17 protein-coding genes are annotated in these 19,902 nt (G+C 72.7%); 8 read left to right on the top strand and 9 right to left on the bottom strand.

Annotated features, from left to right (window positions below; all coding sequences use genetic code 11):
• Window positions 1-149: 149 nt before the first annotated feature.
• Entirely contained in the window at window positions 150-908 is a 759-nt protein-coding gene (locus E1291_RS02295; protein WP_131735837.1) for a hypothetical protein, read from the top strand.
• Between the two features lie 124 nt (window positions 909-1,032).
• On the opposite strand, the gene E1291_RS02290 is transcribed toward E1291_RS02295, so the two are convergent.
• Both E1291_RS02290 and E1291_RS02285 read right to left on the bottom strand, forming a co-directional pair.
• Window positions 1,033-1,677 (bottom strand): TetR/AcrR family transcriptional regulator, encoded by a 645-nt coding sequence (locus E1291_RS02290; RefSeq protein WP_131735836.1) that lies wholly within the window; start codon window positions 1,675-1,677, stop codon window positions 1,033-1,035.
• 105 nt (window positions 1,678-1,782) lie between these two features.
• Window positions 1,783-2,586 carry a class I SAM-dependent methyltransferase gene (locus E1291_RS02285; RefSeq protein ID WP_131735835.1) on the bottom strand — a complete coding sequence of 268 codons (804 nt, stop codon included), beginning with the start codon at window positions 2,584-2,586 and terminating at the stop codon, window positions 1,783-1,785.
• Window positions 2,587-2,704: 118 nt separating this feature from the next.
• Here E1291_RS02285 and E1291_RS02280 point away from each other — a divergent pair, with 118 nt between their 5' ends.
• Window positions 2,705-3,316, top strand: a complete 612-nt coding sequence (locus tag E1291_RS02280; RefSeq protein ID WP_131735834.1) for a TetR/AcrR family transcriptional regulator — start codon at window positions 2,705-2,707, stop codon at window positions 3,314-3,316.
• A gap of 85 nt (window positions 3,317-3,401) precedes the next feature.
• On the opposite strand, the gene E1291_RS02275 is transcribed toward E1291_RS02280, so the two are convergent.
• Together E1291_RS02275 and E1291_RS02270 are read right to left on the bottom strand one after the other, a co-directional pair.
• Window positions 3,402-3,827 (bottom strand): ester cyclase, encoded by a 426-nt coding sequence (locus E1291_RS02275; protein ID WP_131735833.1) that lies wholly within the window; start codon window positions 3,825-3,827, stop codon window positions 3,402-3,404.
• Between the two features lie 345 nt (window positions 3,828-4,172).
• Complete coding sequence (locus E1291_RS02270) at window positions 4,173-5,354, bottom strand: ROK family transcriptional regulator (protein WP_131735832.1); 1,182 nt, start codon at window positions 5,352-5,354, stop codon at window positions 4,173-4,175.
• 119 nt (window positions 5,355-5,473) lie between these two features.
• Here E1291_RS02270 and E1291_RS02265 point away from each other — a divergent pair, with 119 nt between their 5' ends.
• Window positions 5,474-7,270 carry a glycoside hydrolase family 9 protein gene (locus E1291_RS02265; RefSeq protein WP_131735831.1) on the top strand — a complete coding sequence of 599 codons (1,797 nt, stop codon included), beginning with the start codon at window positions 5,474-5,476 and terminating at the stop codon, window positions 7,268-7,270.
• Window positions 7,271-7,388: 118 nt separating this feature from the next.
• On the opposite strand, the gene E1291_RS02260 is transcribed toward E1291_RS02265, so the two are convergent.
• Complete coding sequence (locus tag E1291_RS02260; RefSeq protein ID WP_131735830.1) at window positions 7,389-8,381, bottom strand: helix-turn-helix transcriptional regulator; 993 nt, start codon at window positions 8,379-8,381, stop codon at window positions 7,389-7,391.
• A gap of 319 nt (window positions 8,382-8,700) precedes the next feature.
• Between E1291_RS02260 and E1291_RS02255 the strand changes: the two genes are divergently transcribed.
• Window positions 8,701-10,059, top strand: coding sequence for a carbohydrate-binding protein (locus tag E1291_RS02255; RefSeq protein WP_131735829.1), 1,359 nt, complete (start codon window positions 8,701-8,703; stop codon window positions 10,057-10,059).
• Window positions 10,060-10,434: 375 nt separating this feature from the next.
• Here the strand turns inward: E1291_RS02255 and E1291_RS02250 are convergent, their stop codons facing one another.
• Window positions 10,435-11,226 (bottom strand): IclR family transcriptional regulator, encoded by a 792-nt coding sequence (locus E1291_RS02250; RefSeq protein ID WP_131735828.1) that lies wholly within the window; start codon window positions 11,224-11,226, stop codon window positions 10,435-10,437.
• A 178-nt stretch (window positions 11,227-11,404) separates the two neighbouring features.
• Here E1291_RS02250 and E1291_RS02245 point away from each other — a divergent pair, with 178 nt between their 5' ends.
• The 4 genes from E1291_RS02245 (at window position 11,405) to E1291_RS02230 (ending at window position 15,853) form a co-directional block, all read left to right on the top strand.
• Window positions 11,405-12,610, top strand: a complete 1,206-nt coding sequence (locus E1291_RS02245; RefSeq protein WP_131735827.1) for an FAD-dependent monooxygenase — start codon at window positions 11,405-11,407, stop codon at window positions 12,608-12,610.
• A gap of 165 nt (window positions 12,611-12,775) precedes the next feature.
• Window positions 12,776-13,387: a hypothetical protein gene (locus tag E1291_RS02240; RefSeq protein ID WP_131735826.1), complete on the top strand. Its 612-nt coding sequence runs from the start codon at window positions 12,776-12,778 to the stop codon at window positions 13,385-13,387.
• 79 nt (window positions 13,388-13,466) lie between these two features.
• Window positions 13,467-14,474, top strand: a complete 1,008-nt coding sequence (locus tag E1291_RS02235; RefSeq protein WP_207400507.1) for an amidohydrolase family protein — start codon at window positions 13,467-13,469, stop codon at window positions 14,472-14,474.
• 89 nt (window positions 14,475-14,563) lie between these two features.
• A complete protein-coding gene (locus E1291_RS02230) occupies window positions 14,564-15,853 on the top strand; it encodes an MFS transporter (protein WP_165494921.1) in 1,290 nt (429 codons plus the stop codon).
• Window positions 15,854-15,977: 124 nt separating this feature from the next.
• Here E1291_RS02230 and E1291_RS02225 read toward each other — a convergent pair whose 3' ends face one another.
• From E1291_RS02225 to E1291_RS02215, 3 genes are read right to left on the bottom strand one after another with little or no spacing between them, the layout of a single operon-like run.
• A complete protein-coding gene (locus E1291_RS02225) occupies window positions 15,978-17,486 on the bottom strand; it encodes a CoA-acylating methylmalonate-semialdehyde dehydrogenase (RefSeq protein WP_370770927.1) in 1,509 nt (502 codons plus the stop codon).
• Window positions 17,487-17,494: 8 nt separating this feature from the next.
• The gene (locus E1291_RS02220) at window positions 17,495-18,472 is read right to left on the bottom strand and encodes an alpha/beta hydrolase (RefSeq protein ID WP_131735823.1); all 978 of its coding nucleotides are present in this window, start codon (window positions 18,470-18,472) and stop codon (window positions 17,495-17,497) included.
• 45 nt (window positions 18,473-18,517) lie between these two features.
• Entirely contained in the window at window positions 18,518-19,891 is a 1,374-nt protein-coding gene (locus E1291_RS02215; protein ID WP_207400506.1) for an amidohydrolase family protein, read from the bottom strand.
• Between the last annotated feature and the right edge of the window lie 11 nt (window positions 19,892-19,902).

Here is a 19,902-nt window from a genome sequence, read left to right as displayed (position 1 = left end):
TGAATCGGGCGTCCACGCTTGCCTCTCCAGCACACGGCGCCCTGTCCAGAACCGGAAAAGATTATCGATTTACGGTGCGGGGCCGGGGTGGTGGGCTTCCCGTGAGGCCCACTGGAGGGTGGGCCGCCCGCAGGAGGGAACAGCACACCATGATCCAGTTCGCATCTCCCGGCCGCCGCGCGCCCGGACTCACGACAACCCGGCTCGCCACCACCGGGCTCATGATCACCGCCCTCGCGGCCGTTCTCCTCGCGATGGCGCAGGGCTTCGCCGCCGCCGCGCCCGCACGCGCGGCGGCCGGCTCCAGCGTCTATCTCGTGGAGACCCGTGGAGAGAAGGTCCTCTGGTTCAAGGACGCGGCGGGCGTGGCCAACGACGTCACGATCTCGGTCGAGGCGAGCGGAGCCAAGGTGGTCGACTCCGCCGGCCCCTTAGTCGCGGGGGCGGGCTGCGTCAACGCCGACGCGCACACCGTCACCTGCGCGAACGCGAGTCCCGTCCAGCAGATCTACCTCGGTGGTGGCGACGACCGCGTCCTCGACCACGGCTCCGCCGGCCGTACCGCCGTCCACTACGTGTACGGCGAGCAGGGCGACGACGTCATCCGCGACCTGGCCACGGACGGGCGGGTCTACGGGGGGCCGGGGAACGACACCCTCGACATCCGCGGCAGCCGGACCAGCGCCCTGGGCGGCCCCGGCAACGACTGGCTCGACGGGCGGAAGGGGTACGAGGTCTGGCTCTGGGGAGACGAGGGCAACGACGTCCTCATGTCGGGCGCCAGCGGCAAGCTGTACGGCGGGGACGGCGACGACTGGCTCGACGGTCTCAACCCCACCCGGCCGAACGGCGCGCTGCTCTGCGACGGCGGCACCGGGGCCAACCTGCTCGAAAACTGCCCTGTCTGATAACTGCCCTGCCTGACACCTGCCCTGCCTGACACCTGCCCGCCCCCACCCGGCACCCGGGGCCCCTGGCCGACGACGTGGTCAGGGGCCCGCCGGCCGGCGTTCGCGAGGACCGGACCAGCGGCTATGACGCGGAGAGCTGTGACGGTGGGGACTGCGGCGCGGGAGGTCGCGGCGGGGACGGCACGGCGGCGGCCATGACCGTGGTGACCATCTTGCGCACGGCCTCCGGGTCGGGCGGGGTGCTCTTCCGGTCGGCGAACAGCAGGTGCCCGGCTCCGACCAGCGTGGGCGCGAGAGTGCCGATGTCGGCGTCCGCCGCGATACGGCCCAGCTCACGCTCCGCGGCGAGGTAGGAGGCGATCATGGCGACGGCCTCCGTCGCGAGCGGGACGCCTCCGGACGGTCTGGCCGCGCGCAGCCGGGCGCGCAGCTCGTCCCGGAAGGTGACGAGCGCGACGATCGCCACGGCGACCGACGTGAACACGGTGGTCACCGCGTCGGAGAGGTTGCCGATGAGCGAGCCGGTGCCCGCGGCGCCGCGCAGCGCGGCGGACTGCGCCTCGATCTTGGCGATGCGGTCCAGGACGAGCTCGGTGAGGAAGCCGTCGAAGTCGGTGAAGTGCCGGTGCAGGACGCCGTTGGCGCAGCCCGCCTCCGCGGTGACCGCGCGGGTGGTCAGCGCGCTCGGCCCGTCCCGGAGCAGGACGCGCTCCGCGGCGCCGAACAGCTGCTCGCGCACGTCGCGGATCGCCGTCCCCGTCGGCACCGGCGCCCCCTTCCCTGCGAGTGGGCGTGCATACACGGACCCTTCAGCCTATCCCCCTGGCCAGTGGACCCGGCGCGCCCGGAGCAGCCGCTCACCTGCGCCTCGTCAAACGCGCTCGGCGGTGACGGCCACGGTCGTGTACGCCATCGTGAAGGCGCCGCCCACCGCGTCGACGGCGGCGCCGATGCCGTCGAGCAACCGCCGCAGGACGTCCGGCGGAAGGCCGGCGTTGCCGCCGAAGGTGGGCACCTGCTCCAGCCACTCATCGCGGGTGTAAAGCCGTTCCCACTCGAACCGCCAGTGCTCGGGCTCGCCGAACGCGCCCGTGCCGCGGATCGCGTCGGCGGCCGTGGCGAACATCCCCCCGTAGACGTCGAGGGCGGGCGTCGCGATGGTCCTCGCGGCCGGCGAGTCGGGCAGGATCCGCCGGTAGACCTCGGTCATGCCCTCCGTCATCTCGGGCGGTGCCTGCATGACGTTCCAGAACAGGGCCAGCCGCCCGCCCGGCCGCAGCACCCGCGCCGCCTTGGCGGCCCCCGCCACCGGGTCGACCCAGTGCCAGGTCTGCCCGGCCACGACGGCGTCGAAGGTGCGGCCGGCGCTCTCCCATTCCTCGAACGTCGCCACCTCCGTCTCGATCCCGCTCCGTTCCGCCCACGCGGCCATCCGCGCGTCGGGGTCGACGCCGAGGACGGCGCAGCCCGCCGCCCGGAGCCGCCGGGCCACGATGCCCGTCCCGCAGCCGACGTCCAGGACGCGCGGACCGGCGGCGGCGATCCGCTCCATCAGCTCGCCGGGGTAGTCGGGGCGCGTGCGGTCGTAGCGTTCGGCGTCCGCGCCGAACGACTCGGCTATCTCGCGGTGCCGGTGGGGCTCGCCGGGGACGGCGTTCGCCGTTGAAGTGGACATACGTCCACTCTAGTGAACGCATGTCCACTCCGGCAAGGGCCACGGGGGCGCGAGCGCCGGGCGGACGCGACGATTAACCTGATGACCAGGGCTTTCGTCAGGAACGGTGGTGAGGTGAGTGGCGGCCCATGAGACGCCGGAAGGAGCCGATGGCCAGATCCCCGACGGCGTGCTGGCCATCGCCGCACGGCTCTTCTCCGAACTCGGGTACGACGCGGTCACGACACAGTTCATCGCGGACGCCTGCGGGATCGACGCCGCGGTGGTCACCGACGTCTACGGGGGCAAGGCGAACGTGTTCCTGGCGGTGATGGAACGGCTGACCCGTGAGCGGATGGAGTACCTCTCCCCGGCCCTGGCCGCCTTCACCCCGGACGCCGAGGGCGTGATCCGCCTGATCGACCGCTACCTGGACTACTCCCTGGAGCACCCGGAACTACCGTCGATCTGGATGCATCGCTGGATGTCCGACGCATCCGACTTCCCCGATATGGAGCTCCGGTACGGCGCGCGGCCGGCCGGCAGCCTGATCCAGTTGATCGGCCAAGCCCTGGACGAGGACGTGGACCCGGAGCTGTTCACCTGGCATCTGATCTGGGCGATCCGCGGCTTCACCAAGGGCGGCGTCCTCGGCGCCGACGGCGTCCGCCGCCGCTCCGAGGACACCGAGATCCAGCGGCGCTTCCGGGACTCCCTTCACCTGCTGGTACGGCGCGTCGCCACCCGCTGAACCGCCGGCTCGTCCACCACGCGCTCGTCCACCACGCGCTCGTCCACCACGGGCTCGTCCACCGGCCGAGGGGCCCGGCGCGCCGTCACCCGAGGGTGCCGCCGAGCTGTTCCAGCGCGCCGCGCAGATCCCAGTGGAACCATGCCTCCGCGATCTTCCCCTCCCGGAAACGGAGGGTGACCTGGCCGGTGGTCTCGAAGGAGCGGCCGGTCGGCGCGTTCCCCTGGTACTCGCCGACGTGCCGTCCGCGCACCCGGAACCGCGCGCTCACCAGGTCCCGCTCGGCCAGCATGCCCTCCACCGAGTGCCGCAGCCGGAACGCCGCGACCAGTTCCCGGTAGGTCTCCCGGGCCTCGTCCAGGCCCACCGACTCCAGCGGCATCGAGGGGTCGTGCTGGACGTAGTCCGCGGTGCACAGCACGCCGTACTCGGCCACGCGGTCCCCGTCCCGGTCCTCCTCGATGAAGCAGCAGGCCGTGGCCTTGTGGCCGGTGAGCCGGTCGAGCACCATGTCGCCTCCCAGGACGCGGCGTGCCGAAGCGTGTCCTCGCCTGACATGTCCGGCCACCGGTCGCCATAAGCCCACCTCCCCGCCATGAGGGCTTGGCCTTAGCCGCCCGTCCAAGGGGCCGCCCCGTCCGAGGGCCCGGCCGGGAGCACACCGGCCCGCCGTTCTGACGGACGCCGTTCGGTTCACCCGTCCTTGTGAAAAGCAGGCGGTTGCATCGAACGGGTCATCGGACGGATCGTCAGTCATGCCAACGGACGGGCCGCCGGGCCGGGCCAGCGGCCGGGCCACGCAGCCAGGCCACGCGGCCGCGTCATTGCGCAGGTCATCGGTGGTGATGTGGGCGGCTTACTCGACGGTGAAGAGGCGGTGCTCGACGTCGTCCAGGGCGAGGCGGGCGGCGCCGAGGGCCACCGCGCGGTCGCCGAGCGTCGACAGGGCCAGGGCCGGGCGGACGAGCGTGCGGCCCTGGAGGTGGCGTTCGATGGCCTCCAGCAGCGGCGGCCCGGCGCGCACGACGCCGCCGTCGATGATGACGAGGCCGGGGTCGAGGATGAGGATCAGCGGCGCGAGGCCCTCGACGAAGCGCGCGGCGATCGTGTCGAGGACCGCCAGCGCGGCCGGATCCCCGGCGCGGGCGGCGGCCAGGGTCGCGCTCCCCGGATCGTGCGGCGTGGCGTCGTCGCCGGCCAGTTCCGCGATCGCGGTCGCGCCGACCCGGCGTTCGAACGGGCCCAGGCTCGCCGTGCCGATGGAGGGGCCCTGGCCGGCGGGCAGGAAGCCGACCTCGCCGGCGGCGCCGTGCGCGCCGCGCAGCAGCCGGTCGCCGACGAGGATGCCGGCGCCGACGCGGCCGCCCCACCGCACGGCGACCACGATCTCGGCGTCGCGGCCGTGGCCGCGCCAGCGCTCGGCGAGGACGGCGAGGTTGACGTCGTTCTCCACGACCACCGGGCAGTCGAACGCGGGCCGGAGCCGGTCGGCGAGGTCGATCGAGGTCCAGCCGGGCATGTCGGGCGCCTTGACGACGACGCCGTGCTCGGTCTCGACGATGCCGGGCGTGCCCGCGACGACGGCGCGCACCGTCTGGCGGGACACGCCCGCGCGGGCGAGCGCCTCGGCGACCCGCGCGTGCACGTGGTCGATCATCTCGTCGCGGGTGGTGAGGCCGCTGCTGTCGCCGCGCTCCTCGGCCACGATGTCGCCGGCCAGGTCCGCGACGACGACGAGGGTGCGGTGCGGGCCGATGTCGATGCCGACGACGTGCGCGGCGTCGGGGCGCAGCCGGACGAGCCGGGCGGGCCGGCCGGGCGCGCGCGGGCCGGGCTCGGCGGCCTCGCCCGCCTCGACGTACTCGACCAGCCCGCCGGCGGCGAGGGAGGCCACGACCTGCGCGATCGTCTGGCGGGACACGCCGGTCCGGTCGCTCAGATCGGCCAGCCGGAGCGGTCCACCCTCGTGCAGCCGGGCCAGCACGGTGGTCTCGTTGATGCGGCGCAGCAGTGCCGGCCGTCCGGCGCCCGCGATCATTTCGCCGTCCCCCCCTTGACCTCGGCCTGAAGATCGCCGAATATTGCAATGTTCTTAACCAAATCGGATCCGCAGGTGGGAGGGACCGGGGGCCCCGTACACGCGAGGATGGTGGGAGCATGACCGAAGGACACGGACGCCGGCACTTTCTGATCGGCGCGGCCACCGTAGGGGCCGGGTACACGGCCGCGTCGGTGGCCGGGACCCCGGCCGAGGCCGCCGCGGCGCCGGAGGGCGGCGACGCGACGACACGGGTCTTCGTCAACAACGTGGGATACGCCCCCGGCGACCCCAAGCGCGCGGTGATCACGGCGCGGCGATCGCCCGGACGGTTCCGGCTCGTCGACGCCGGCACCGGCCAGACCGTCCACGGCGGGCGGCTCGACCGCGGCGGCACCGTCGCCGACTGGGACGACCGGGTCTACTGGACGGCCGACTTCTCGCAGGTCAAGCGGCCGGGCGACTACTACATCTCCGTCGGGTCGGCCCGGTCCGCGCAGTTCAAGATCGAGGCCGATGTGCTCGAGCGCTACACGCTCTCGCACGTCGTCCACCACTTCAAGGGCTGGCGGAGTTCGGGCCAGTTCGACAAGTTCGACCACCGGCTGCCGCTCGGGAACACCGGGAAGACCTACGACGCGCACGGCGGATGGTACGACGCGACCGGCGATTTCGGCAAACACTTCACCCAATTGTCGGCTCTCTCCTATTTCAATACGCTTCAGATCCCGCTGACGGCCTGGGCGCTGTTCATCTCCCACCGGGAACTGACGGCCCGCAAGAACGAGAACTTCACCCAGCTGCGCACCTGGCTGCAGGACGAGGCGCTGTACGGCGCGGACTATCTCCGGCGCGTCCACGTCGCCGGGGAGTCCTTCTACAGCTCCGTCATGCAGCCCGGCCCCCCGAAGGACCCGGTCAAGCGCACCCTCGGCACCGCCCAGGTCAACTACCGCGAGGGCGGGGGCGTCGCGATCGCCGCGCTGGCCATCGCGAGCACCCACGACGTCTCCGGCGACTACGACTCCGCCGAGTACCTGTCGGCCGCCAAGGACGCCTTCACCTATCTCCAGGCCAATAACGTCCGCCTCACCAATGATGGAAAAGAGAACATTCAGGACGACTACAACGCCCTGCTCGCGGCGATCGAACTGTACCGCGCCACGCGGGACGGCTCCTACCGGAAGGTCGCGGACGAACGCGCGGCGAACCTGGCGGCGCGGCTGGCGTCCTGGGACCGCTACCGCGACTTCTGGCGGGCCGACGACAAGGACCGGCCGTACTTCCATCCGTCCGACGCCGGGCTCCCGGTCGTCGCCCTCCTCACCTACGCCGGCATCGCCGAGGGCGAGGCGCAGAAGCGCGCGCTCGACGCCGTGCGCCGGTCGCTGCGGTTCGAGCTCGCGATCACCCGGGAGGTCCGCAACCCGTTCGGGTACGCCCGCCAGCTCGTCCAGGACAAGGACGGCAACCGCGCCGCCCGGTTCTTCTTCCCGCACAACGTGACGCCGCGGACCAAGGACCAGTGGTGGCAGGGCGAGAACGCGCGCATCGCCTCGCTCGCCACCGCGGCGCGGCTCGCCGCGCGGCAGTTCTCCGGCGAGCGCGCGTTCGCGGCGGAGCTGCGCTCGTACGCCGCGGACCAGCTCAACTGGATCCTGGGCGCCAACCCCTACGACGTCTGCATGCTGGACGGCTCCGGTCGCAACAACCCGCAGTACCTCTGGCTGGGTTCCTGGCAGTTCCTCCAGGCCCCGGGCGGCATCGTCAACGGCATCACCGGCAAGAACGAGGACGGCAGCGGCATCCTGTGGAACCACGGGTACGCCGAGACCGGCAAGGACGACGACTGGCGCTGGGGAGAGCAATGGCTCCCTCACACCAGCTGGTACCTGGCGGCCGCGGCCATCGGCTGACCGACGGTCCCCGGACCGGCGGTGAACGCGCCGGACGCCGTGGCGGGCGGGTGCGGGCCCGCCCGCCACGGCGGCTCGGTGAAAGGCACCGGGACGTGTTCCAGGAGAATTCCGGTGGTCAAAGTAATCCTCGCTGCGCGGCGTGGACGCCCGCCTGGAATCGGGTGCGGGCGTCGAGTGTGCGCAGCAGCCGGGCGACATGCCGGCTGACCGTCCGCGCACCCATTCCCGTGTGCCGGGCGACCGCCTCGTCCTTGAGCCCGGCGGCGAGCAGTGTGAGCAGATGCCCGTCGGCGTCGGAGAGCCGGGGCCAGACATTGCCGGCGCCCGCCTCGTCGCCGACGTGGAGCGGGGCGGCCTGTTCCCAGCAGGTATCGAAAACGGTGATGAGAACGTCGAGCAGCGTGGACGGGCGGATCAGCGCAGTGACACCGGGCTCGTCGCCCTGGAGCGGCATCAATGCCATTTCGTCGTCCACGATGATGAGCTTGGCCGGCGGATTCTCCATGACGCGGGCGCGTTCACCGAAACCTGAGTCGTGCCGGGTCATTTCGAGTCGCTCGGCGATGGCGAGGGCCTCGGGGGTGTAGATGACGCGATACTCGACGCCGTTCGCGAGCCGTTCCAGCTCGATCTCGTTGGGACGGGTCGGGTCGACGGCGTAGGGCGGTTTGTCGATGGCCTTGACCTGCTTGAGCGCGCCGCGCTGGACCTGTTCGAGGCGCTGGACCACGGCCTCCACCCCGTCGACGATCTCCACCACCTTCTCGGGGTTCGTGCGCTGCTCGGCGGCCAGCAGGTCACCGCTGAGGCGCTTGGCCTCCAGGCGCGCGCGGATGAACTCCGTCTCCCGCTTGCGGATGAGCGTCTCGACGACGGCGTCGGGCGGATAGGCGAAGTACTTGGGGACGGCCGAGGCGTCGACCATTCCGAGCGCCTCCAGCTGGATGAGGAGTCCGGCCAGCCGGAACCAGGGCTCGTCCGACAGCGTCACCAGCTCGCTCAGCGTGCTGCCGGGGTTGTACAACAACGTGGTGTAGAGGGCCTGCTGCACCGTGGTGACACCGAGCGCCGCGAATGGATTATCACCGGTGGCGGTCGCGGAGATCATGAACCGGATTATCCAGGAGTGGCGGGAGACGGCCAAGCCCCCGGTGGCCGGGCCTCGCCAGGCCCGGCTCCGGCTTCGCGTCCGGCCGTAGGTTCTTTCTCGCGGATCGGTGGCCGCGCCATCTTTTCATGATCTTCGAGGGTTCGTTGCGTTCCAAATACGGCAATGCGACATCCCGCCTGACCGGCCATCGGAGCCGGGCGCTCGCTGGCGAGTTGCCGACACCGGCGACAACTCGCCAGAACGCGGCACGATAGAGGGCTTCTCACCTTCTGAAAAGAGATCTACGTTTGCCGCACCCCCACCCCTAGGAGAGACCATGTCTCACAGACGCGGCTTGAGCGTCGCCGTTCTTTCCGTCAGTGCGCTGAGCCTGGCCGGATTCCAGGGCATCGCGGCCGCCCAGCCCAGTCCGTCCACGGCCGCGCACCCGGCGCCGTACTCGGCGGAGGCCGCCGCGAACGTCCCGGCGGTCGTCCTCAAGGCGATGCAGCGCGACCTCGGCCTCACCGCGGCCCAGGCGAAGGAGTCGCTGGCCAACCAGGTCAACACCGGCGCCACCGCCGGCAAGCTCCAGCTGAGGCTCGGCAAGAGCTTCGCCGGAAGCTGGGTCACCGGCAAGACCGGCGGAACGTTGCACGTCGCCACCACCGACGCCGCGAAGGCTGCGGAGATCACCCGCCTGGGCGCCCAGCCGCAGATCGTGGGCCAGAGCCTGGCCGGTCTCACCGCGACGAAGGCCAAGTTGGACCGTGCCGCCGGGAAGAGGGGACCGGCCCACTCCCCGGTCTGGTACGTGGACGTCCGCAGCAACAAGCTCGTGCTGCTGACCTCCGCGCCCGCGAAGGCCCGCCAGTTCGTCAAGTCGGCCGGGCTGACGGCCGCCGACGTCACCATCCAGCAGTCGAGCCTCCGGCCTCGCACGTTCCACAACATCCGGGGCGGCGACGCCTACTACATGGGCGGCGGCGGACGCTGCTCGGTCGGCTTCGCGGTCACGCGGAGCGGGCAGTCCGGGTTCGTCGACGCCGGGCACTGCGGACAGGCGGGCCAGAGCACCAGCGGCTTCAACCAGGTCCAGCAGGGCACGTTCCAGGGGTCCTCGTTCCCCGGCAACGACTACAGCTGGATCGCCACCAACAGCCAGTGGACCCCGACCGCCGCGGTCAACGGCTACGGCACGGTCCAGGACCGGGCCGTGAGCGGCTCGACCGTGGCGCAGACCGGCACGCAAGTGTGCCGCTCCGGCTCCACCACCGGCTGGCACTGCGGGACGATCCAGCAGCTCAACACGAGCGTCACCTACCAGGAGGGCACCGTCTACGAGGTGACCCAGACGAGCGTGTGCGCCGAGCCCGGCGACTCGGGCGGCTCCTACATCTCCGGGAACCAGGCGCAGGGCACGACGTCCGGTGGCGACGGCGACTGCTCGCGCGGCGGCACCACGTTCTTCCAGCCGGTCAACGAGCCGCTCTCGGTGTACGGCCTGACGCTCTACACCGGCAACTCCAACCCGCCGGACGACCCGCCCACCGGCGGCTCGTGGGCCGAGGGCACCGTCTACAAGATCGGGGACGTCGTCACCTACAACGGCTCCTCGTACCGCTGCATCCAGGGTCACCAGGCGCAGCCCGGCTGGACCCCCGCCGCCGTGCCGGCGCTCTGGGAGAAGATCTGATCAGTCTGAGCACGGAGGCCGACCGGCGTCCGTGAAGCGGCGCACCTGATCCGGTAAGCCGCCTCCCGGCCCTTCCCCCAGCGCCACCCGCCTGGGGGGAGGGCCGCTCCTCGTTCTCCGACCACGCCGCCGCCCGGTCAACAAGAGTCCATGCAAGCTCTGTGCTCATTCAAGCCCGGCGTTCAAGCCCGATGTTCATTCAATGGATAGAGGTTCGCTCAATGGACAGTGTCGGACGACGATCCCGCCGACGGGCCGCCCCCAACGGCTGCGCCCTCCAGAGCAGGGCCCCCGGACCGTGCCCGACAGGCCGCGCTCTCCGGACCAGTCCGTCCAGGCCGTGCCCGCCAGGCCGATGCCCCGCGGGCCGTGTCCCTAGAGACCGTCCGCCGTCTCGCGGATCCTGACCCCGGGGCGCCAGCCGAGCACGCGGGACACGCCCAGGCCGCTCGCGACCAGCGTGGGCAGCGCCGCCTGGTGGTTCACCGACCCCGAGCGCACCACGACGGACAGGGCGGCCACGACGCGGCCCTCGCCGTCCACGACGCGGGCGGCGATCGAGTCGGCGCCGGGGGTCAGCTCGCCCCGGACGACGGCGGTGCCGGTGCGGCGGCACTCGGCCAGCTCCGCCCGGAGCGCGGCCGGGTCGACGACGGTCTCGGGCGTGTAGCGGCGCAGCCCGCCCGCCAGCACGGCGTCGATCAGGCCGGTGCCGCCGTGCGCCAGGATGACCTTGCCGACGCCCGAGCAGTGCAGCGGAAGCCGGCCGCCGACCTGGGACACCAGGCCGGGCGCCCGGGGCGCGGACAGCCGCTCGATGATCACCGCTTCGGTGCCGTCGAGGACGGCCAGCTGCACGTGCTGGTGGAGCGCCGTGTAGAGGTCCTCCATGAACGGCTGGGCCTTCGTGCGCAGCGACTCGGTGAGCGGCGCCAGCGTGCCGAGCCGCCACAGCCGCAGGCCGATGGTGAAGCGGCCGTCGTGCCGCCGGCTGAGCGCGCCGGCCTCGGTCAGCTCCATGGCCAGCCGGCGGACGGTCGCGTGCGGCAGGCCGGTCGTGCGCACGAGGTCGGCGAGGCTGAGGACGCTCTGGCCCGGTTGGAAGGCGAACAGCACCTCCAGGAGCCGGGAGCTGACGCTCCTGCCGGGCTCGCTCGTCCGGGGCATGCCGTGGCCCTCCTCTCCGTGGTGGTGCGGGCCGCCTGCGAAGGGCCCGTCCTCGTGATGCTACCCACAGTGTTCATAGGATGGTCAACCACGCGCGTCGCGACCGAGGCCCCCGGCAGCATGACGCTGTCATGCCGGGTCACACCGGGGAGCGGGAACGACTGCGGGAGCCGAAGAGATGGTCGGGTCGAACACGCCGGAGATCGCGATTCTCGGGGCCGGGATCGGCGGCCTCGCGGCCGCCGCGTTCCTCGCCCGCGCGGGTCTGCGCTGCACCGTCTACGAGCAGGCGCCGGTGTTGAAGGAGGTCGGCGCGGGGCTCGTGGTGGCCCCCAACGCGGCCCGGCTGCTGCGCCGGCTCGGGGTCATGGAGGATCTCGCCGGACGCGCCGTCCGGCTGGACGTCGGGTGGGAGTTCCGGCGCTGGCGGGACGGGACGGTCCTGTCGGCCGAGGATCTCGCGACCGCCTGCGAGCGGCTCTACGGCGAGCACACCTACACGGTCCACCGCGCCGACCTGCTGGAGGCGATCCGGCGCGCCGTCCCGGCGGGGACGCTGCGGCTGGGCAGGCGCTGCGTCGGGCTCGGCACGCGCGGCGGGCGCCCGCTGCTGCGGTTCGCCGAGGGCCCGCCGGCCGGGGCGGACGTCGTGATCGGCGCGGACGGCGTCCATTCGGTGGTGCGCGCCGCGATCGCCGGGCCGCGGCCCGCCGCCGACTCGGGCGTGTGCGCCTTCCGGGCGCTGGTGCCGAGCGAGCGCGCACCGGAGTTCGCCCTGCGGCCCTCCCAGACGCTGTGGATCGGTCCGGGCCACCACCTCGTGCACTACCCGATCTCGGCGGGCGGGTTCGTGAACCTCGTGGCCTTCGCTCCGGCGGGCCACGGCTCGGTGGAGTCGTGGACGGCGCGGGCGACGGTCGAGGAGTTCCTCCACGAGTTCGACGGGTGGGATCCGCGGCTGGTCGATCTCATCCGGGCGGCGGAGACGCCGGGCCGCTGGGCGCTGCTGGACCGCGAGCCGCTCCCGCGCTGGAGCCGGGGGACGGTCACGCTCCTCGGGGACGCCGCGCATCCCATGTTCCCGTTCTTCGCCCAGGGCGCCGCGCAGTCGATCGAGGACGCGGCGGTCCTGGCCCGCTGCCTCGCGGAGGGGATCGGCGACCCGGCCGAGGCGCTGCGGCGGTACGAGGCGCTGCGCCGTCCCCGCACGGCCCGGCTCCAGTCGGCCAGCCACGCGCGGTCGGACGTCAACCACCTGCCCGACGGGCCCGAGCAGCGGGCCCGGGACCGTTCCTTCGCCGGGACCGACCCGCTGGTCGACAACGGCTGGATCTACGCCTACGACGCCGAGGCCGTACCGGGCCCGGGGGCCGTCGCGGGCTGACCGCGCCCACCGAAATTCGCCGCCAATTCCGGGGGCGTCCATTCAACGGACCAGGTGAGGCGCCCGCCGGTCACCGCGTCCTAGGCTGCGACGAAACCCGCCGGAATTACCTTCCCTTTCACCCGGCATATTCGCCGAACCATGGAAAACACAGGAGCAGGCAGCATGAAAGTGTTCAACGTACGGGACGTCCCGGCCGGGGTGGACGCGGCGCTCGCCGTCGTCGAGAACCCGAGGCATCGGCACATGCTGAAGAACTACCGCCGGCACGCGCTGCTGGAGGTGTCGGGGCTGTGGGAGGACATCCTGGTCCCGGAGATGATCGTCGATGATCCCGTCTACCGGCTCACCGAACGCGGCAGGACGCTGGTGTGCGACGGCATGGACGAGGTCCGCGCCTTCTACGCCGGCATCACCGGGAGCGGCGGGAACGTCTTCGGCGCGCTGGAGGAAGAGGTCGCCGTCTCGGACTACGGCGTGTTCATCGAGGCGATCTTCGCCCAGGTCGTGCGGGGCACCGACCCCGTGCTCGCGGACGAGGGCGTCGACCCGGACGGCACGTACCAGGTCTCGCACCGGTTCGCCTCCGCCTGGCCGTACCGCGACGGGCGCCTGGTCGGCGAGTTCATCTACGACGACACGGGCAGCTGGCACGTCGACGAGGTGGAGCCGGCGGCGCTCGTCTCGCCGGCCGGGGCCCGCGCCGCGCTGGCGCCCTACCTGGAGCAGAGCCCGCTCTCCGAGATCGAGGAGGGCCTGAAGCTGTTCGCGGGCTAGAACACTTCACGGACTGGACCTGTTCATTGCCGAGAAAGGCGTTCCCGCGACGCCACGGAACGAATGGAGGACGAACGGGATGGGGCCCGAGATGGCCGAGACGCAGACCCGAAGCGGCGGCCCGTATGTCGATGTACATGCGCATTTCGCGCCACCGAGCACGGCGGAGGAACGCGTACGCGCGTGGCAGGCCATGCTGGGGAGGGGAATCTATTTTCCGGAGCCCTTTGAATGGTCTTTGGAGCGGACCCTGGCGTACATGGACGCGTCGGGTACCGCGATGCAGCTGCTGAGCACCATCCCGAACGATCTGCCGCGCCTGCGCGCCTCGAACGACTACGGCGCGGCCCTCGTGGCGGATCACCCGTCGCGGTTCGGCCTGCTGGCCGCGCTGCCCACGGACGATCCCCGAGCCGCCGTGGCCGAGGCCCGGCGTGCGCGGGACGTCCTCGGCGCCGACGGGTTCGCGGTGACGACGAACTACAACGGGGTCCACCTGGGCGACGCGTCCCTCACCCCGCTGTGGAAGCTGCTCGACGAGTGGGAGGCCGTGGTGTTCGTCCATCCGGACGCGCGGCTGCCGCCGACCCTCGACCATCCCGCCCCGCTGTACGAGGTCGCGTTCGACACCGCGCGGACGGTCTTCGACATGATCTTCCAGCGGACGTTCGCCCGCCATCCGGGCATCACCTGGGTGATCGCCCATTGCGGGGGCGCGTTCCCCGCCCTGACCGGACGGCTCCGGCTGCTGGGGAACGAGTCGTGGGTCCCCCAGGGCGTGCCGGCGAGGGACGTCGACGAGCAGGTGTCCGCCCTCTATGTCGACACGGCGGCGACCGCCGCCGTGGAGTCCCTGCTGCCCGCGATGGCGGCCGTCGGAGCCGGCCACATCGTCTACGGGAGCGACTGGGGCGCCCCGTGCACCACCGAGTCGTCCGCCGAGCTGAACCGCCACGGCCTGCTGCGATGCGGTGCCCTGTCCGCCGCGGAGGCGGCGGGCGTCGGCGGCCGGGCGCTCGACCTGTTTCCCGCGGCGGCCCAGCGCGTGGCCGCCGCGACGGCACTCGCCGACGAACCCGCCGGCTAGGGCGGCCCGCCCTCACGCGGCCCGCCCTCACGCGGTTCGTGCTCCCCGGGAGTGACACCCCTGTCCGACCCTTCCCATGGGGAGTCACCATGCACGTCATCGAACCCTCCCGCCGCCCCGCCCCGGGCGTTCCCGGCGCGGCGCGGCAGAACACCCTCGTCGCCATCATGTTCTTCGCGGCCGGGATCGTGTTCCTCGACCGCTTCGGGATCACGTTCCTGTTCCCCCAGATCGGCGCGGACCTCGACCTCGACAACAGCCGGCTGGGCTCGCTCGTCTCGGTCACCGCCGTCGCCTGGGCGATCTCCAGCCTGATCTTCTCCGTCCTCGCCGACCGGCTCGGCGGCGGGGCCAAATGGATGATCGTCGCGAGCCTGGTCCTGTTCTCCTGCGCGGTCGGCCTGATCGGGCTGGCGCCGAACTACGGGTCCCTGCTGCTGCTCCGCGCGGTCATCGGGTTCTGCGAGGGGCCCGCGCTGCCGCTGATCCAGGGCGCGGTCGCCCGCGCGTCGTCGCCGGAGCGGCGCGGGCGGAACATGGGCATCGTCATCGCCGGGACGCTGCTCATCGGCAGCGCGCTGGCACCGGGCATCATGATCGGGCTCGCCACGGCGCTGGGCTGGCGGCTCGCCTTCCCGCTCGTCGCGGTCCCGGGCATCGCGGTGGCCGTGCTCGTGGCGGTCTTCATGCGCGAGGACGGCCCGGCCGCGGCGGACGCCCACCGGATCAGGGCGCGCGACTTCCGCCGCGTCCTCGCCGACCGCAACGTCCCGCTGGCGCTCGCGGGATCGACCGTCTGCATCGGATCGAGCATCGGCTTCGGCACGTTCGCCCCGGCGTTCCTCCACGACGAGGGGCTCTCACGGGGGACGTCGACGCTCGTCCTCACCGTGTACGGCCTCGTCATCGCGGTCGGGAGCATCCTCGCCCCGGCGGTGTCGGACCGGATCGGGCGCCGGCCGGCCCTGCTCGCGGCGGCGGTCTGCAGCGGGCTCGTGCCGGTGTGCTTCGTCCTGTTCGCGCACTCGCTCCCGCTGCTGCTGGCGTCGCTGGCGGCCGGCCTCATGGCGGGCGGGTCCCTCACGCTGATCACCTATGTGGTGCCCGGCGAGTCGGTCCCGCGCGAGCTGATGGCCACGGCCTTCGCGCTGCAGATCGCCGTCGGCGAGACGGTCGGCGGGGCGCTCGGCCCGCAGCTCGGCGGCGCGGTCGCCGACGCGACCGGCGACCTCGGCGACGCGCTGCTGCTGTACGGCGCGGCACCGATCCTGCTGGCCCTGGTCGCCGTGCTGCTCAGGGAGACGGCGCCCCGCGCGACCGGGCGGAAGGCCGTCCCGGAGGGGCCGCCCGAGGCGGGCGGCGAGGTCGTCCTCCCCTGATCCGGCGGCGTCCCACGCACCGGCGCGCTGCCGGTGCGTGGGACGCCGGACCGAACCGAGCCCGGAGAGGTGCGGCATGGAGCTTCACATCGCGGAGCCGCCGGAGTTCCGGACCGGCCCCCTGTCAGGTGTTCTCAGGGAAACCGAGGTCGAGCCCACCGCGGACGGGCTCCGGCCACCGGCTCGTGACGACCTTGCCGCGGGTGAAGAAGTGCACGCCCTCGGTGCCGTGGGCGTGCGTGTCACCGAACAGCGAGTCCTTCCATCCGCCGAAGCCGTAGTACGCCATCGGCACGGGGACGGGCACGTTCACGCCGACCATTCCCGCCTCGACCTCGTTCTGGAAGCGCCGGGCGGCGCCGCCGTCCCGGGTGAAGACGCAGGCGCCGTTGCCGTAGGGGCTCGCGTTGATCAGCGCCATCGCCTCGTCGAAGGAGCCGGCCCGCACGACCGACAGCACCGGCCCGAAGATCTCGTCGGTGTAGACCGTCATGGCGGGCGTGACGTGGTCGAGCAGCGTCGGGCCGAGCCAGAAGCCCCCTTCCGCCCCGTCCGGGCGGACCCTGCGCCCGTCGAGGACGACCGTCGCGCCGTCCAGCTCGCCGGAGCCGACGTAGGCGGCGACCCTGTCGCGGTGCTCCGCGGTGACCAGCGGGCCCATGTCGCAGGAGCGGGTGCCGTCGCCGGTCCTGATGGCGGCGGCCCGCTCGGCGATCCGCGGGACGAGCCGGTCGGCGACGTCCCCGACGGCCACCACGACGCTGACGGCCATGCAGCGCTCCCCGGCCGAGCCGAACCCGGCGTTCACGGCGGCGTCGGCGGTGGCGTCGAGATCGGCGTCGGGCAGCACGAGCATGTGGTTCTTCGCGCCGCCGAGCGCCTGGACGCGCTTTCCGTGCGCGCTCGCGGTGGCGTAGACGTACCGGGCGACGGGGGTGGAGCCGACGAACGAGACCGCCCGGATGTCGGGGTGGGTGAGCAGCTCGTCGACCGCCGTCCTGCCGCCTTGCAGGACGGCGAACACGCCGTCGGGCAGACCTGCCTCGGCCCACAGTTCGGCGAGCCAGATCGAGGCGGACGGGTCCTTCTCGCTCGGCTTGAGCACCACGGTGTTGCCCGCGGCGATGGCGAGCGGGAAGAACCAGAGGGGGACCATCGCGGGGAAGTTGAACGGCGAGACGACCGCGACCGGGCCGAGCGGCTGACGGATCGAGCACACGTCCACGCCGGTCGAGGCGTTCTCCGTCATCGAGCCCTTGAGCAGGTGCGGGATCCCGCACGCGAACTCGACGACCTCCTGGCCCCGGCTGATCTCGCCGAGGGCGTCCGCCAGGACCTTGCCGTGCTCGGCGGTGATCAGCCGGGCCAGCTCCGGCTTGCGCCGCTCCAGCAGCTCCCGGAAGCGGAAGAGGATCCGGGTGCGCCTGGTCAGCGAGAGGTCCCGCCAGGCGGGGAAGGCCGCCGCCGCCGAGGCGATCGCGACCCGCGCGTCGGCGGCACCCGCCAGCACGACCCGTCCGGTGACACGGCCCGTCGCCGGATCGGTCACCGGCGCAGTGTCCCCAACAGGCGCAGTGTCCGCAACGGGCCCGTGGACCTCCTTGCCGTCGATCCAGTGCCCTATCTCGCGGATCGGCGCGCTCACGCGTCCTCCCCCTTGCCGGAACCCGTGCCGGGTGAGGACGGCGCGGCGAGCAGGTCGCCGAGGAGACCGGTCAGCTCGGACACGGCCGCGCCCGCCGCCGGGGACAGGCCGGGCATGCCGAAGAACGGGTGGATGAGCCCCGGGTAGACGCGCAGGGCGGTGGGCACGCCCGCCTCCAGGAGCCGCGCCGCGTAGACGATCCCGTCATCGCGCAGAGGGTCGAACCCGGCCACCCCGACGACGGCCGGGGCGACGCCGGTCAGGTCCGGTGCCAGGGCCGGCGAGACGCGCGGGTCCGCCGCGCGGGCGTCGTCGCCGCCGGTGTAGAACCGCTTGATCGTCGCCAGATCGTCGCCGGTCAGGAAGTAGCCGTCGGCGTTCTCGGCGACCGAGGGGTACCGGACGGTGAAGTCGGTCACCGGGGAGGCGAGCAGCTGGCCCGCCACGGGGATCCCCGCGTCGCGGGCCCGCAGCGCCGTGACCGTCGCGAGGTTCGCGCCGGAGCTCTCCCCGGCGAGGCCGACGCGCGCCGGATCGCCGCCGAGGTCGGCGATGGACTCGGCCGCCCAGCGCAGCGCGGTCATCGCGTCCTCGACCGCGGCCGGGAACGGGTGCTCGGGGACGAGCCGGTAGTCGACGGAGACGACGCAGGCGCCGAGGTCGTGCGCGAGGCGCCGCGCCACGTCCTGCATGAGGTGCGCGCTGCCCATGACGAAGCTGCCGGGGTGGAAGTAGAGGACGGTGGGCACCGGGCCCGGCTCCTCCGCGTCCGGCTGGACGATCATGAGGCGCAGCCCGCCGACGACGGCGTCCTCGACGCTCTTGACCGGGGCGAACGCGGCGGGATCCCAGTTCGCTTCGATCCCGGCCCGCATGCGCTCGCGCATTTCGGCGGGGGTCCCGGACATGCCGGGCGGGACTCCGGCGGAGCGGAGCGCGGACAGGAACCCGGCGATGTCGGGGTCGAGTGACATGGTGGCCTTTCTGAGAGTGCTTTCGGAGAGTGGCGCGAAGGGGGTTCAGGCGCCGAGAAGGCGGCGGTGGGAGGCCAGCGCCAGTTCCCGGGCGCGGTCGATGGCGTCACCGGTGAGGGCGCCGGCCCGCTTGCGGACGACGCCGTCCACCAGGACGGTGTCGACGTTGCCGGGATGCGCGGAGCACACCAGGGCGGCCACCGGGTCGGTGACCGGGAAGAGGTTGGGATCGGTCGCGCGGACGAGGACGATGTCGGCGCGCTTGCCCGGGGTCAGGCTGCCGACCCGGTCGCCGAGCCCCAGCGCGTCCGCGCCGCCCTGGGTGGCCATCGCGAAGACCTCGCCGACGCCGAACGGCGCGAGCCGGTCGGTGAACCGGGACCGTCCGCCGGCGAGCTGGCTGCGGTGCGCGGCCAGGCCCGCGCGCATCTGGACGAACAGGTCGGCGGCCCCGGCGGTCTCGGTGTCGGTGCTCAGCCCGGTCGTGATCCCGAAGGCGCGCGCCCGGTCGAGCGGGGTGTGGCCGATGCCGGGGAGGGCCTGCTCGTGCTGCGGGGCGAGGACGAGCGCGCATCCGTTCCCGGCCATCATCGCGAACTCGTCGTCGGAGGACTCGCTGCAGTGCACGAAGGCCAGGTCGGGGCCGAGCAGCCCCGCGCGCTCCAGTTGCGCGATGGCCGCCATCGCGCCGTACTCGGGTCCGCAGCCCATGTGGATGGAGACGCGGATCCCGAGGTCGCGCGCCATGGCGAGATCGGCGCGGGTCGCCGCGAGCGTGGACAGCTCCGGGCCGCGCCCCGCGAGCTGCAGGGTGACCAGGGCGTCGTCGTCGGGCAGCAGGTCGCGGCGGATCCGGCGGACGTCCGCCGTGTGCGGCCGGTCGCTGCCCGCGATCCAGCCCGTGAGGTCGGTGAGCGGCCAGCCGTGCCCGAAGACCGCGCGGATCCCGCTGTCGCGCAGCGCCGCGACGGCCCGGTCGGCGTGCTCGGGCGAGTTCTGCACGTGCGACCAGTCCATCAGCGTGGTCGTGCCCGCGTCGAGGGCGGACAGGGCGCCGAGCAGGTTCCCGGCGTACACGTCCGCGGGGCCGTAGCGCGGGCCGAGCCCGGCGAACATCTCGCCGAAGTAGGTCCGCAGGTCCATCCCGGCGCAGCGGTGCCGGACGGCGGACTGCCAGGTGTGCTTGTGCGCGTCGACGAGCCCGGGGATGACGATCATGTCGCGGGCGTCGATCACCTCGGCGCCGGTGCCGGGCAGGTCCGGGCCCACGGCGGCGATGAGGCCGTCCTCCACCAGGACGTCGCACCCGGTGAGGGTGCCGCGCGACGGGTCGCCGGTGACGACCCAGCCGTTCTCGATGAGCACGCGCCGTTGCGCGGTGCCCCTCATGTCCGTCTCAGCCGTGTCGGTCTCGCTCATATCGGTTCCTC

Source organism: Actinomadura roseirufa (assembly GCF_900659635.1).
Taxonomy (GTDB): domain Bacteria; phylum Actinomycetota; class Actinomycetes; order Streptosporangiales; family Streptosporangiaceae; genus Spirillospora; species Spirillospora roseirufa.
The sequence above is the reverse complement of the archived record's forward strand: the minus strand, read 5'-3'. Positions and strand labels throughout refer to the sequence as shown.